The 14,629-nt window shown below is 64.7% G+C and carries 13 protein-coding genes; 9 read left to right on the top strand and 4 right to left on the bottom strand.

Going from position 1 to position 14,629, the window contains the following annotated elements:
• Positions 1-54 precede the first annotated feature (54 nt).
• Positions 55-2,340 (top strand): NADP-dependent malic enzyme, encoded by a 2,286-nt coding sequence (locus U5A52_RS02015; RefSeq protein WP_321933650.1) that lies wholly within the window; start codon positions 55-57, stop codon positions 2,338-2,340.
• 84 nt (positions 2,341-2,424) lie between these two features.
• Here the strand turns inward: U5A52_RS02015 and U5A52_RS02010 are convergent, their stop codons facing one another.
• On the bottom strand, positions 2,425-2,694 hold the full coding sequence (locus tag U5A52_RS02010) for a hypothetical protein (protein ID WP_321909481.1): 270 nt from the start codon (positions 2,692-2,694) through the stop codon (positions 2,425-2,427).
• Between the two features lie 328 nt (positions 2,695-3,022).
• On the opposite strand from U5A52_RS02010, the gene U5A52_RS02005 reads away from it, so the two are divergent.
• Complete coding sequence (locus U5A52_RS02005) at positions 3,023-3,388, top strand: hypothetical protein (RefSeq protein WP_321909479.1); 366 nt, start codon at positions 3,023-3,025, stop codon at positions 3,386-3,388.
• Positions 3,389-3,418: 30 nt separating this feature from the next.
• On the opposite strand, the gene U5A52_RS02000 is transcribed toward U5A52_RS02005, so the two are convergent.
• The 3 genes from U5A52_RS02000 to U5A52_RS01990 form a co-directional block, all read right to left on the bottom strand.
• Positions 3,419-3,967 carry an N-acetyltransferase family protein gene (locus tag U5A52_RS02000; RefSeq protein WP_321933648.1) on the bottom strand — a complete coding sequence of 183 codons (549 nt, stop codon included), beginning with the start codon at positions 3,965-3,967 and terminating at the stop codon, positions 3,419-3,421.
• A gap of 53 nt (positions 3,968-4,020) precedes the next feature.
• Entirely contained in the window at positions 4,021-4,611 is a 591-nt protein-coding gene (locus U5A52_RS01995) for an XRE family transcriptional regulator (protein WP_321909475.1), read from the bottom strand.
• A 101-nt stretch (positions 4,612-4,712) separates the two neighbouring features.
• Complete coding sequence (locus U5A52_RS01990; RefSeq protein ID WP_321933646.1) at positions 4,713-6,104, bottom strand: nucleobase:cation symporter-2 family protein; 1,392 nt, start codon at positions 6,102-6,104, stop codon at positions 4,713-4,715.
• A 157-nt stretch (positions 6,105-6,261) separates the two neighbouring features.
• On the opposite strand from U5A52_RS01990, the gene U5A52_RS01985 reads away from it, so the two are divergent.
• The 7 genes from U5A52_RS01985 (at position 6,262) to U5A52_RS01955 (ending at position 14,607) form a co-directional block, all read left to right on the top strand.
• A complete protein-coding gene (locus U5A52_RS01985) occupies positions 6,262-7,041 on the top strand; it encodes a DeoR/GlpR family DNA-binding transcription regulator (RefSeq protein ID WP_158760371.1) in 780 nt (259 codons plus the stop codon).
• 279 nt (positions 7,042-7,320) lie between these two features.
• Entirely contained in the window at positions 7,321-8,880 is a 1,560-nt protein-coding gene (glpD, locus tag U5A52_RS01980) for a glycerol-3-phosphate dehydrogenase (protein WP_321909472.1), read from the top strand.
• A gap of 106 nt (positions 8,881-8,986) precedes the next feature.
• Positions 8,987-10,489, top strand: a complete 1,503-nt coding sequence (glpK, locus tag U5A52_RS01975; protein WP_321933645.1) for a glycerol kinase GlpK — start codon at positions 8,987-8,989, stop codon at positions 10,487-10,489.
• A 114-nt stretch (positions 10,490-10,603) separates the two neighbouring features.
• Positions 10,604-11,320 carry an MIP/aquaporin family protein gene (locus tag U5A52_RS01970; RefSeq protein ID WP_042261976.1) on the top strand — a complete coding sequence of 239 codons (717 nt, stop codon included), beginning with the start codon at positions 10,604-10,606 and terminating at the stop codon, positions 11,318-11,320.
• 219 nt (positions 11,321-11,539) lie between these two features.
• A complete protein-coding gene (locus U5A52_RS01965; RefSeq protein ID WP_321933644.1) occupies positions 11,540-12,403 on the top strand; it encodes a fumarylacetoacetate hydrolase family protein in 864 nt (287 codons plus the stop codon).
• The gene (locus U5A52_RS01960; RefSeq protein ID WP_321909467.1) at positions 12,400-13,152 is read left to right on the top strand and encodes an SDR family NAD(P)-dependent oxidoreductase; all 753 of its coding nucleotides are present in this window, start codon (positions 12,400-12,402) and stop codon (positions 13,150-13,152) included. The genes U5A52_RS01965 and U5A52_RS01960 overlap by 4 nt, the downstream gene beginning before the upstream one ends.
• A 96-nt stretch (positions 13,153-13,248) precedes the next feature.
• Positions 13,249-14,607, top strand: a complete 1,359-nt coding sequence (locus U5A52_RS01955; protein WP_321933643.1) for an MFS transporter — start codon at positions 13,249-13,251, stop codon at positions 14,605-14,607.
• Positions 14,608-14,629 lie beyond the last annotated feature (22 nt).

The following is a 14,629-nucleotide window of genomic DNA, read 5'->3' as shown; positions in this document are numbered from 1 at the left end:
CCCGATCCAGGCTGGCCAGCGCGAGCCGGGCCCCGTCCATAGCGAGTGAGGAACATGAACAAGACCGATCGTCAGGCCGCGCTGGAATACCACGAATTTCCCACCCCGGGCAAGATCTCGGTGACGGCCAGCAAGCCGCTCGTCACCCAGCGCGACCTCGCGCTCGCCTATACGCCGGGCGTGGCCGTGGCCTGCGAGGAGATCGTCGCCGATCCGCAGAACTCGTTCCGCTACACCGCTCGCGGCAATCTGGTGGGCGTGATCACGAACGGTACGGCCGTGCTGGGTCTCGGCAACATCGGCGCGCTGGCCTCCAAGCCGGTCATGGAAGGCAAGGCGGTGTTGTTCAAGAAGTTCGCCGGCATCGACGTGTTCGACATCGAAGTGACTGAAAGCGATCCGGACAAGCTCGTGGACATCATCGCGAGCCTCGAAGCCACGTTCGGCGGCATCAATCTGGAAGACATCAAGGCCCCCGACTGCTTCACGGTCGAGCGCAAACTGCGCGAGCGCATGAAGATTCCGGTCTTCCACGACGATCAGCACGGCACCGCCATTACCGTTTCGGCCGCGTTCATGAACGGCCTGAAAGTGATCGGCAAGGACATTACGAAGGTCAAGGTCGTGACCTCGGGCGCGGGCGCGGCGGCGCTGGCGTGTCTGGACCTCATGGTCGATCTGGGCCTGCCGCTCAAGAACATCTGGGTGACCGACATCGACGGCGTGGTCTACCAGGGCCGCACGACGCTGATGGACCCGGACAAGGAACGCTTCGCGCAGGACACCTCCGCGCGCTCGCTGTCCGAAGTGATCGAAGACGCGGACGTGTTCCTCGGCCTTTCCGCGGGCGGCGTGCTCAAGGCGGAGATGGTCAAGAAGATGGCCGACAAGCCGCTGATTCTCGCGCTGGCCAACCCCACGCCGGAAATCTTCCCCGAGGTCGCGCTCGAAGCGCGCCCGGACGCGGTGATCGCCACGGGCCGTTCGGACTTCCCGAACCAGGTCAACAACGTGCTGTGCTTCCCGTACATCTTCCGCGGCGCACTCGATGTGGGCGCTACGACCATTACGCGAAACATGGAAATCGCGGCTGTGCACGCGATCGCCAAGCTCGCGGAAGAAGAACTGAACGACTCGGTGGCTGCCGCGTACGGCGCCTACGATCTGCGCTTCGGCCCGAAGTACCTGATTCCGAAGCCGTTCGATTCGCGCCTGATCGTGCGTATCGCACCGGCCGTGGCGAAGGCCGCTATGGAAGACGGCGTGGCCACGCGTCCCATCGACGACTTTGGTGCGTACACGAACGAGCTGCAGCAGTTCGTGTATCACTCGGGCGCGTTCATGAAGCCGATTTTCGCGGCCGCGAAGCAGTTCGTGCGTGACGGCGGCAAGTCGCGCATCGTGTTCGCCGAAGGCGAGGAAGAGCGCGTGCTGCGCGCGGTGCAGGTGATCGTCGACGAGAAGCTCGCGCGTCCGATCCTGATTGGCCGCCCGGAAGTGCTGCTCGCCCGCATCGAGAAGTTCGGCCTGCGCCTGAAGCTCGGCGAAGACGTGGAAGTCACGAACCCCGAGTACGACGAGCGCTTCCACCAGTATTGGACGACGTATTGGGAACTGCGCTGCCGCGACGGCATTTCGAAGGAAATGGCGCGCGTGGAAATGCGCCGCCGTCTCACGCTGATCGGCGCGATGATGGTGCGCCTGGGCGACGCGGACGGCATGGTGTGCGGCACGGTGGGCGCGTATCACGACCACCTGCGCTTCGTCGACGAAGCGATCGGCATGCATCCGAACGCGAAAACGTACGCGGCGATGAACATCCTGCTGCTCGACAAGCGTACGGTCGCGATCGTCGACACGCACGTGAACGACAACCCGAACGCCGAGCAGATCGCCGAATTCACGCTGGCGGCTGCGCGCCAGATGGAATGGCTGAATCTGCAGCCTAAGGTTGCGCTGCTCTCGCGTTCGAACTTCGGTTCGGGCAGCTCGGCTTCGGGCACGAAGATGCGTGAAGTGCTCAAGCTCGTGACCGAGAAGAATCCCGATCTGGAAATCGACGGGGAAATGCACGGCGACTGCGCACTGGACGAAGCACTGCGCTTGCGCATCCTGCCGCATTCGAAGCTCAAGGGCGCGGCGAACCTGCTCGTGTGCCCGAACGTGGACTCGGGCAACATCGCCTACAACCTGCTCAAGACGGGTGCGGGCAGCAACGTGGCGGTCGGCCCGTTCCTGCTGGGTGTGAATGCGCCGGTGAACGTGCTGACGTCGAGCTCGACGGTGCGACGCATCATCAACATGGCCGCGCTGACCGTGTTGCAGGCGAACCGCGACTGAGCGTAGACAGAGGACGCACGACCTGCGTCCTGATTAAAAAACGCGCGATGGCTTGAAGCCACCGCGCGTTTTTTCTTTTGCGGATCAGGCCGCGCTTTCGGCCAGCCGTTCGTCGATCAGGCGGCAGGCCGCGCTGTAGCCGCCCATCAAGGCGTCGATATCGGAGCTGAAGGGAAGGCCGGCGGCATTCTCGATTTTCAGGGGTGAGGGCAACGCGCACTTGTCGTTGGCCGCGATGCTCACCACGGCCGCGTAGCGAGGACGTTCGATTTCGGGTCGTTCGCGCGGGACTGTGCCGTTCGCTTCGACGCCAACGCGGATTGCGTAGCCGCGATATTCATAGGTGCGATTCATGACTGCATTGCCGTACAGATTACAGCGTGCAAGGGTACGGCACGCGAGCTTAAGTCAACCTTACGTAAGCGCTGAATGAGACGCCAGGGGGTAAGTCGAAAGGCGATGAAAGGCGCTGGTTAGTAAGGTGCGCAAAGGATTATCTTCCGATGAAAAAAGCGCATGCGCAGGCGCCTTTCCTTAAGGTTCTCTTCAGCTTCGAGCAGGCACGATCTCAAAACTCCGCCCCGCGTCGTACGTTGCCATGCGTGTGACATTCGCGAGGCGTAGTGTGGAACCAGTCAGACTGGATATCGTTGTCAGCGCAACTTTCTTGAGTGCAGCCCCCATGAAGCCGCCGACCGATCGCCTGCACGCGTACCTGTTCGTCGCTTCGCTTTCGGCGATCCTGATTCAGGTCGCCGTGTTCATCTCGATCCTGCTGCTGCACGTGCCCGAACGCGCCTTCGAGTCGTCGCCGTTTCGCGTGGCCGTGCTTGCGGTGACAGGCTGCGTGCTGCTCGCCGTGCGCCTTTTCGTGCGCGGGCAATCGCGGCGTGCCACGCGCGAAGCCGAGTCCCGCAACCGCAGCCAGGCGAAGCTACGTGCTACGCGCGCGGCGTGCGCTTCAAAGCGCGCGGCTCGCGCGCCGCTGCGCGCACGCCATCTCCGCAATGCCATGACCGCGGCTGCGGCCCGGTCGATCGCACGGTAACGCGCTTATCGCAGGCATTGCGCGCGAAGTTCAGCCATCCACGGGCGGGGCGGGCATCTCGAGGTTGAGCTGGTAAAAAGCGGCGTCGAGCCAGCGTCCGAACTTGAATCCCGCTTCCTTGATCGTGCCCGAGTGCGTGAATCCCAGCTTGGCGTGCAGCGCAATGCTGCCGGCATTGGTGGCGTCGATGCAGCCCACGAGCACGTGAATCTGTTCGCCACGGGCGCGGCGGATCAACTCCAGCAGCAGGCGTTCGCCGAGGCCGCGGCCGCGCTGGTCGCGGTGCACGTAGACGCTGTGCTCGACCGTGTACTTGTTGGCGGGAAACGCGCGGAATGTGCCCCAGCTCGCGAAGCCGAGCAGCGTGCCGGCTTCATCCACGGCGCCCACTACCGGAAAGCCGTTTGCGCGCTTGGTGCCGAACCACGTGGCCATGGCCTCGGGCGCGCGCGGCTTGTAGTCGTAGAGCGCGGTTGAATTGACGATCGCGTCGTTGAGGATCTCGAGAATCGCCGACGCATGGTCCGCTTCGTTGCAATCGATGAAGCGCACGCCATCGCTCTGTGGGTTCGAATTCATATGGAATCCTCTTTAAATGAAAAGGGTGGCAGATTCAGACGCATCAGGCGCATTCAGATACCGTTGACGTCGCAAATGGCAACGACATAGTGCGCGGCGTGCGAGCCTGGATTGCTGAAGATCAGCGGCTGATCGAGCCGCATGGCGAGGCAGTCGCCCGCATGCAGCGAATGCCGCTCATTGCCCAATTCCACGTCGATGCTGCCTTCCATCACCCAGACCTGCTGGTGAATGACAGTGTCGCGGCCGCCCGTTTCATAGGCGACGCGCGCGCCGGCGGGGAAATCCACTTCGACCAGCTGGATCGGCGAAGGCCAGTTGGGCGGCGACACGCTCCGGCGCATATAGCCCGACTGCGGGTCGCGCCACTGCGCCTGCTGTTCGCGGCGCACCAGGGGCTCGGCGGGCGTGCTCTCGCCGCTTGCGCCGAAGAGGCTCGCCATCGAGACCGACAGCCCCGCCGCGAGCTTTTCGAGCACCACTGCCGTGGGGCTGGCGGCGCCGCGCTCGATCATCGAGATCATCGAGCGGCTTACGCCGCTGCGCGTGGCCAGCGCGTCCAGCGTCAGGCCGCGCGTGGCGCGCAAGTCGCGCACGCAGCGGGCGATACGCTCGTTGATTCCGGCGTCGGTCGGGCTGTCCATTGGATTTGCTTCCAAGATGATGGAGTCATTATCCAGTAAATTGGAAATTGCGGTCAATAAAAAAGCGCACGGCCCGGTATCGGGGCCGTGCGCCCGGCGCGTTAGCGCTTTTCCGGCAGGAACCAGTTCATCACGAGCGCGCAGATGCCGCCCGTGGCAACGCCCGACTCCAGCACGTTCTTGAGCGCATGCGGGAGGCTCGTCAGGATCTCCGGCACCTGCGAGACGCCAAGGCCCAGCGCGAGCGACACCGCGATGATGAGCAGGGCGCGGCGGTCGAGGCGCGTGCCCGCGAGAATGTTGATGCCCGAAGCGGCCACCGCGCCGAACATCACCATGGCCGCGCCGCCCAGCACGGGCTCGGGCACGGCCTGCAGCACGCCGGCCACGCTCGGGAAGAGGCCCAGCACGACGAGCATGCCTGCGATCCACAGGCCCACGTGGCGGCTGGCGATGCCGGTGAGCTGGATCACGCCGTTGTTCTGCGCGAACACGGAGCTGGGGAACGTGTTGAAGAAACCGGCGATCAGCGAATTGAAGCCGTTCACGAGCACGCCGCCCTTGATGCGCTGCATCCACACCGGACCTTCCACCGGCTCTTTCGACACCTTGCTGGTGGCGGTGACGTCGCCGATCGCTTCAAGCGAGGTCACGAGGTAGATGATCAGCATGGGCACGAAGAGCGACCACGAGAAGCCAAGGCCGAAATGCAACGGGGTCGGAATCTGGAACAACGCGGCTTCGCGCGCGCCGGTGAAGTCGAGCCGACCCATTGCGCCCGCAACGATATAGCCGATGGCGAGGGCGATGACGAGCGCCGTGCTGCGCACCCAGACGATGGGCACGCGGTTGAGCACGATGATGGCGCCGAGCACGAGCCCCGAGAGCGTGAGGTTCTGGACGCTCGCGAAATTGCCCTTGGCGATGGCGCCATAGCCGCCACCCATGCTGATGAGGCCGACCTTGATGAGCGTGAGGCCGATCAGCAGCACGACGATGCCGGTGACGAGCGGCGTGATGAGCCGCTTGATGAAGGGCAGGATGCGCGACACCGCCATTTCGACGAACGAGCCGGCGATGACGACGCCGAATATCGCGGCCATTACCGTTTCGACCGGCGTGCCCTGCTTGACCATGAGGCTGCCGCCCGCAATGAGCGGGCCGACGAAGTTGAAGCTCGTGCCCTGGACGATGAGCAGGCCCGCGCCGAGCGGCCCGACGCGCTTGCATTGCAGGAACGTGGCGATGCCGGAAATGACCAGCGACATCGAGACGATCAGCGTGGTGTCGCGGCTGGAAACGCCCAGCGCCTGGCAGATCAGGAGGCCTGGCGTGACGATAGGCACGAGGATCGCGAGCAGATGCTGGAGCGCGGCCACGAAGGCGATGGTCGGCGCGGGGCGATCGTTCGGGCCGTAGACGAGGTCGTGGGTGGTTTCGTTTTCGTCGGCGCCGTGGGAGGCGGCGCGCGGGGTCGATGAGGCGGATTGCATCGGGAGCGGCGGGTGAGCGGAGAAAGCGCAGCATTTTAACGGAAGCGCAGGGGGAACCCTGGGGGCGCCCGCAGTCCCGATTAACCGGCTTTCTCCTGAATCGGGTGGGCGAGCCTTTACAATAGGCCAAGTCCTCATACGTCTGCCAAAAGAGCCAATGACACGAGATCCTCGCCTCACCCTGAACGCGCGCCAGCAGGAAATGCTCGAATGGGTGCAACGCGACGGCTTCGTCACGGTCGACGATCTCGCCTCGCATTTCGACGTCACGCCGCAGACCATTCGCCGCGACGTGAACTGGCTCGCCGACATGAATCTGCTGCGCCGCTATCACGGCGGCGCGAGCCTGCCCACGAGCGCGGAAAACGTCTCGTACAGCGCGCGGCAACACATGTTTCATGAGGAGAAGCGCCGTATCGCGGCGCTCGCGGCCCAGCACATTCCCGATCAGGCGTCGCTCTTCATCAACCTCGGCACCACGACCGAGGAAGTCGCGCGCGCGCTCAATCATCATCAGGGCCTGCGCGTCGTCACGAACAACCTGAACGTGGCGAGCGTAATGAGCGGCTATCCCGACTGTGAAGTCATGATCACCGGCGGCGTGGTGCGGCCCTGGGACAAAGGCATCGTCGGCGAGCACACCATCGACTTCATCCGCCAGTTCAAGGTGGATTACGCGATCATCGGCACCTCGGCCATCGAAACCGACGGCACGCTGCGCGACTTCGACACGCGCGAGGTGCGCGTGGCGCAGGCCATCATCGAGCATGCGCGTACGGTCTACCTCGTCGCCGATCATTCGAAGGTCGGCCGCCCCGCGCTCGTGCGCCAGGGGCATCTGAGCCAGGTTCACGCGCTCTTCACCGACCAGCCGCTGCCCGAGGAAATGAACGAGGCGGTGCTCGCGGCGGGCACGCAGGTTCACGTCGCAGCGTAAGCCGCGGGATTTGCGTACGCGCTTTATCTGAGGCGCGCGCAGTCCGCGTGTTTTCTTCCTTTCCGATCTGAAATCCGGCGCGTTGCCTTGTGGAAGCGCGTTGGCGCCCCGTTTTCATTCGCGCCTGACGAACGTTCGAAACATGTTCGAACCATGTTCGTTTACGCGCGCCTTTCCATCCTTTCTCTGCTAAATCGAACCTTTACTTTTTCGTTCATGTTCGATAAATTTCGAATTCGAACATTCCGAGGTTCGTTTTTCTTTCAGGGACACAGCAGGGTGACTCAACAGAACCGGTACGATCTGCTCGTTGTGGGCGGCGGGATCAACGGCGCGGGCATCGCGCGCGACGCGGCCGGCCGCGGATTGTCGGTGCTCCTTTGCGAGCAGGACGACCTCGCCTCGCATACCTCGTCGTCCAGCACCAAGCTGATTCACGGCGGGCTGCGCTATCTCGAGTACAAGGAATTCGGGCTCGTGCGCAAAGCGCTGCAGGAGCGCGAAACGCTCTTGCGCGCGGCGCCCCACATCATGTGGCCGCTGCGTTTCGTCATGCCGCACATGCCGAACCTGCGCCCCGCATGGCTCATTCGCATGGGCCTGTTCCTCTACGATCATCTGGCGAAGCGCGAGCTGCTGCCGGGCTCGCGCGGCATCGACATGCGCCGCCATGCGGCGGGCGAGCCGCTCATCGATTCGATCCAGCGCGGCTTCGTTTATTCGGACGGCTGGGTCGACGACGCGCGCCTCGTCGTGCTCAACGCGCTCGACGCGCAGGAGCGCGGCGCGGACATCCTCACGCGTACGAAGCTGGTTTCCGCCGTGCGCACGAATGTCGCGAACGGTGCGGGTGGCGCGGCTGGTGAATGGCAGGCGCTGCTGCGCCGCCCGGACGGCAGCACCTTCGACGTGCGTGCGCGCGCCATCGCCAACGCGGCCGGCCCGTGGGTGGGCGAGGTGCTGCACGGCGCGCTCGGGCGCGGCGCGCAGCACAGCGTGCGGCTCGTGAAGGGCAGCCATATCGTGACGAAGCGCCTGTTCGATCACGACCACGCGTACATCTTCCAGAACCCCGACAAGCGCATCATCTTCGCGATTCCGTACGAGCATGACTTCACGCTGATCGGCACGACCGACGTGGAGTATCACAACGACCCCGCGAAGGTGTCGATCGACGGCGACGAAACGCGCTATCTGTGCGAGTCGATCAACCGCTATTTCAAGCGCAAGATCTCGCCCGCCGACGTGCAATGGACTTACTCGGGCGTGCGTCCGCTGCTCGAGGAAGAGGGCGCGGAAAATGCGTCCGCCGTCACGCGCGACTACAAGCTCGAACTCGACGAAACCGCTGGCGCGCCGCTGCTTTCGGTGTTCGGCGGCAAGATCACGACCTTCCGCAAGCTCGCGGAAGAGGCTTCGGACATGCTGTGCCGCGCGCTCGGCCACGCCGCGCCTTCGTGGACGGCGGGCGCGCCGTTGCCCGGCGGCGATATCGCGAACGCGCGTTTCGAGCCCTTTGCGCAGGCATTCGCGAAGCGCCACGCGTGGCTGCCTGCCGCGCTTGCGCGCCGCTACGCGCGTGCGTACGGCACGCGCGCCGAACGTCTCGTGGGCAACGCGCAATCGCTCGCGGACCTCGGCGCCGAAGTCGCGCCGGGCATCTACGAGGCCGAATTGCGCTATTTGCGCGCCGCCGAATGGGCCACGCGCGCCGAAGATGTGCTGTGGCGCCGCTCGAAGCTGGGCCTGCATGTCGAACCGGGCACGCTCAATGGCGTGACCGCCGCAATCGATCACTGGTTTGCCGCATCAAGCGCGACGGCGACCGCGCAGCACTGAAGTTCGCCGGCACCACGCAAGCGTTTTTACGTAATACCAGGCACGTACCCCCCGCGCCGTCCCCCACGGCGCACAATCACAACTAGTACACACGGAGATGAGAGACATGCAGGAACAGTACATTCTTGCGCTCGACCAGGGCACCACGAGTTCGCGCGCCATGCTGTTCGACCGCCAGGGCAATATCGTTTCGGTCGCTCAAAAGGAATTCGAGCAGATTTATCCGCAGCCGGGCTGGGTCGAGCACGATCCGCAGGAAATCTGGTCGACGCAGGCCGGCGTGGCCGCCGAGGCCGTCACGCGCGCGGGCCTGAACGGCACCAATATCGCCGCGATTGGCATTACGAACCAGCGCGAGACGACCATCGTCTGGGACCGGGAAACGGGCCATCCCATCTATAACGCCATTGTGTGGCAGGACCGCCGCACGGCCGACTTCTGCGACTCGCTCAAGGAGCGCGGCCTCGAAGAAAAAGTGCGCGCGAAGACCGGCTTGCCGATCGACTCGTACTTCTCGGGCACCAAGATCCGCTGGATTCTCGACAACGTGCCCGGCGCACGCGAAAAAGCGCGTCAAGGCAAGCTCGCGTTCGGCACCGTGGACAGCTGGCTCGTGTGGAACTTCACGAAGCACGAACTGCACGTGACCGACGTGACGAACGCGTCGCGCACCATGCTCTTCAACATTCACACGCGCCAATGGGACGACGAGTTGCTCGACGCGCTCGAAATTCCGCGCAGCATGCTGCCCGAAGTCCGTTCGTCATCCGAAATTTATGGTCCGACCAAGACCACGGTGTTTGCCTCGAAGATTCCGCTGGCCGGCATCGCGGGCGACCAGCAGGCCGCGATGTTCGGCCAGATGTGCACGAGCACGGGCATGGTGAAGAACACCTACGGCACGGGCTGCTTCCTGATGATGAACACGGGCACGAAGCCCATCGAGTCGAAGAACAACCTCGTGACGACGATTGCCTGGCAGATCGGCGACGAGGTCAACTACGCGCTCGAAGGCAGCATCTTCATTGCGGGCGCGGTGGTGCAGTGGCTGCGCGACGGCATGGGCATTATCAAGAGCGCGCCGGAAATCGAGGCGCTCGCCGCGAGCGTGCCGCATACGGATGGCGTGTACCTCGTGCCGGCCTTCGCGGGCCTCGGCGCGCCGCACTGGAACGCGCACGCACGCGGCACGCTGTTCGGCGTGACGCGCGGCACGACCTCGGCGCATCTTGCGCGCGCGGCGCTCGACTCGATCGCGTACCAGTCGCTCGACGTGCTGGCCGCGATGGAAGCGGATTCGGGTATCAGCGTGGGCGAGTTGCGCGTGGACGGCGGCGCGAGCGCGAACAATCTGCTCATGCAGTTCCAGGCAGACCTGCTCGGCGTGGATGCGGTACGCCCGAAGATCACCGAAACCACGGCGCTCGGCGCGGCCTACCTCGCGGGCCTTGCAACGGGCTACTGGCAAAACGTGAACGAACTGCAGAGCCAGTGGAAGCTCGACCGGCGTTTCGCTCCCTCGATGCCGGCCGCGCAGGTCGACGCCTGCCGCGCGGGCTGGCAGCGCGCGGTGCGTGCGGCCAAGGCCTGGGCGGACGACTCGCACTGAGCCGCGCAATCCGCTTTTCAAACAAACAAGCATAACTAATTAACATAGCCCGCAGCGGGTTCGCATGCGCTACGTGCGCATGCGCCGCGCGGGCAGAGAGAGACTTCGACAATCATGTCACCCTATCTTGCGGAATTCATTGGCACGGCCATTCTCGTGCTGCTAGGCAACGGCGCTGTCGCCAACGTGCTGCTCGCGAAAACGAAGGGCAAGGGCGCCGACCTCATCGTCATCGTGATGGGCTGGGCCATGGCCGTGTTCGTGGCGGTCTACGTGACGGCCTCGTTCAGCGGCGCGCACCTCAACCCCATCGTGACGATCAGCCTCGCGCTGGCGGGCAAGTTCGCCTGGTCGAAAGTCGGCGGTTATATTGCGGCGCAGATGCTCGGCGGCATGGCGGGCGCACTGCTCGTGTGGCTCGCCTATCGCCAGCACTTCGCAAACGAAGCCGATCCGGATATCAAGCTCGCGGTGTTTTGCACGGCGCCTGCTATTCGCAGCAAGCGGCACAACGTGTTGACGGAAGCGATCTGCACCTTCGTGCTGATTCTGGGCGTGCTCTATCTGGCCTCGCCGCAGGTGGGCCTCGGCGCGCTCGACGCGCTGCCCGTGGGCCTGCTCGTGCTCGGCATCGGCATTTCGCTCGGCGGCCCGACCGGCTATGCGATGAGCCCGGCGCGCGATCTCTCGCCGCGCATCATGCACGCGCTGCTGCCCATTCCGGGCAAGCGCGACAGCGACTGGCGCTATGCCTGGATTCCGGTGTTCGGGCCGCTCGCCGGCGGCGCGGCTGCGGCCGGTCTCTATCATTACCTGCACGCAATGCACTGATGCCCGTCGCGCCTGTGCCGCAGGCGCGTTGCAGTGCACAAAGCCCGCGAACGTCAAGGCGTTCGCGGGCTTTTGTTTATCTGCGTATCTATAACGCATAACGTTTGAAAGGGCGCGATCCGGTTTCGCTATCGCCTCATGCGGCTTTCGGATTGTTCGGCTATCGCGGCGCACCTATATTGGCTGTCAACGATGCATTCCAATATCAGGAGACGCCGCATGAAGCTGGTCCGTTGGGGCAGTAAGGGGGCTGAAAAGCCGGGTGTGATCGACAACGAGGGGCGCGTGCGCGACCTCTCCGGCGTCACGCCAGACGTGGCCGGCAAGCGCCTCGGCGCGGCTGCGCTGCGCGAACTCGCGGCACTCGATCTCACCGCCTTGCCGCTCGTTCCCGCCAACACCCGCCTGGGCCCGTGCGTGGGCGGCGTCGGCAAGATCGTCTGCGTGGGCCTCAACTACTCCGACCACGCCGCCGAATCGAACATGCCCGTGCCCAAGGAGCCGGTGCTCTTCCTCAAGGCAACGAGTTCCATCACCGGTCCCAACGACGACGTGCTGATTCCCCCGGGCGCGAAGAAGGTCGACTGGGAAGTCGAGCTAGGCGTGGTGATCGGCGAAGAAGCGCGCAATGTGCCGCGCGAGCGTGCGCTCGATTATGTGGCCGGTTATTGCGTGGTCAACGATGTTTCCGAGCGCGAATGGCAGATCGAGCGCGGCGGCCAGTGGGACAAGGGCAAGGGCTACGACACTTTCGCGCCGCTCGGCCCCTGGCTCGTCACGCGCGACGAAGTCGCCGACCCGCAGGCGCTCGACATGTGGCTCGAAGTCGACGGCAAGCGCTACCAGAACGGCAACACGCGCACGATGATCTTCGACGTGGCCACGCTCGTTTCCTATATCAGCCAGTTCATGAGCCTGCAGCCCGGCGACGTGATCTCGACCGGCACGCCGCCGGGCGTGGGAATGGGGCAGAAGCCCGAGCCGATCTATCTGCGCGCGGGCCAGACCATGCGCCTCGGCGTGAGCGGGCTCGGCGAACAACAGCAACGCCTCGTGGCGGAACAAGGAGGGCAGGCGCAATGAATCAACTGGATCTGAAGAATCGCGTGATGGTGGTGACGGGCGGCGCACGCGGTCTGGGTTATGCCGTGGCGCAACGCGCGCTGCGCTCGGGCGCGGCGGTCGCGTTGTGGGACATCGACGCCGAGCGGCTCGAGCGCGCGCGCAGCGAGTTGTCGGAGCTTGGCAATGTCTCGGTGGTGACAGTCGAGTTGACCGATGAAGCGTCGGTCGAGGCCGCCGCGCAGCAAACCGTGAAGACGCACGGCGCGATTCACGCGCTCGTGAACAGCGCAGGCATTACGGGCGGCAATGGCCTCACGTGGGAGTTGCCCGTGGAGGTGTGGCGCCGCGTGATCGAAGTGAATCTGATCGGCAGCTACCTCACCTGCCGCGCCGTGGTGCCGCGCATGATCGAGCAGGGGTATGGGCGCATCGTCAATATCGCCTCCGTGGCCGGCAAGGAAGGCAATCCGAATGCTTCGCACTACAGTGCATCGAAGGCCGGAGTGATCGGGCTCACCAAGTCGCTCGGCAAGGAGCTTGCCACGAAGGGCGTGCTCGTCAATGCCGTGACGCCGGCGGCGGCCAAGACCGAGATCTTCGATTCGATGTCGCAGCAGCATATCGACTACATGCTCGCCAAGATCCCGATGAACCGCTTCCTGATGCCGGACGAGGCCGCTTCGATGATCGTGTGGCTCACGACGGAAGACTGCGCATTTAGCACCGGTTCGGTGTTCGATCTTTCGGGCGGACGCGCAACGTACTGAGGCGGCAAGCATGACCCGCGCGCATGGGTCTGATTGAGCGCGCGGGAACACGATAACGGCGCAGCGGTAACAGACAAGCGCCGACAGGAGACATTGATGTCGATCGAGGCACCTGGCTTGGCACCCACCCTGGCAGAAGCCGCTGGCCGCAAGGCCATGCGCCGCCTCTTGCCGTTCCTGCTCTTGATGTACGTGCTCGCGTTTCTCGACCGCGCGAATATCGGCTTCGCGCAAAAGGCGCTGCAGCACGATACGGGCCTGTCGGATGCGGCATTTGCCTTCGGCGCCGGCGTGTTCTTCGTCGGCTACGCGCTGTTCGAAGTGCCGAGCAATCTCGCGCTGCACCGCGTGGGCGCGCGGATCTGGATGTGCCGCATCATGGTCACGTGGGGCCTGATTTCGGCGGCCATGGCGTGGGTGCAGTCGCCTACCTCGTTCTACGTGCTGCGATTCCTGCTGGGCGTGGCCGAAGCGGGCTTCTTCCCCGGCATCATCTATTACCTCACGCAGTGGTTTCCGCAGGCCTCGCGTGCGCGTGCCATCGGCGTGTTTTATTTCGGCGCACCGCTTGCATTCATCTTCGGCGGACCGTTGTCAGGCCTTCTGATCGACATGCACGGAACCTTCGGGCTGGCAGGCTGGAAGTGGCTCTTTCTCGTGGAGGGCGGCCTCGCCTCGGTCGTGGGCGTGTGGGCTTTCTGGTATCTCGTCGACAAGCCCGAGGACGCGCGCTGGCTGAACGCCGACGAACGCCGCGCGCTTTCCAGCGCGATCCAGCTCGATGCGCGCGAGGCCGCCGCGCATGGTCCGCGCGATGCGCTCGCTGCGTTGTTCGACCGCCGCGTGCTCGCCTATGCCGGCATCTACGCGCTGATCCAGATGAGCGTGTACGGCGTGATCTTCTTTTTGCCGCAACAGGTGGCCTCGATCGTGGGCGCATCCGTGGGATTGAAGGTGGGCCTGCTCGCGGCGGTGCCCTGGCTGTGCGCCGTGGCGCTCACGTGGATCGTGCCGCGCCGCGCGGACCGCCTCGGCGGTCATCGTGCCTGGGCGGCGCGCCTGCTCGTGATGTCAGGGGGCGGCATTGTGGTCTCGGGCCTCGCGGGCGGTCTTGGCGGCACAACGGGCGCGATCGTAGCGATGGTCGGCCTGTGTTGTGCTGCAAGCGGCTTCATTGCGGCGCAGCCGCTCTTCTGGACCTTCCCGGCGCGCGACCTTGCGGGCGCGGCCTCGGCCAGCGGTATTGCGCTCATCAACTCGCTCGGCGGTCTGGGCGGTTTCGTCGCGCCGATGCTGCGCGCCGCCGCCGACCGGAACTTCGCTTCACACGCGGCGGGCCTCGAACTGCTCGGCCTTGCGAGCATTGCCGCCGCGCTGCTCATTCTTATCGTCGCGCCGCGCGCCGTTACGCCGGCGGCTCGTTCGTTCGAGCCGCCCGTGCGGCGCGCGCGTTAATCCACTACACAGGAGCTACGTC

The sequence above is a fragment of the Paraburkholderia sp. J8-2 genome (assembly GCF_905220195.1).
Taxonomy (GTDB): Bacteria; Pseudomonadota; Gammaproteobacteria; order Burkholderiales; family Burkholderiaceae; genus Paraburkholderia.
This window is presented reverse-complemented; position numbering and strand designations above follow the sequence as displayed.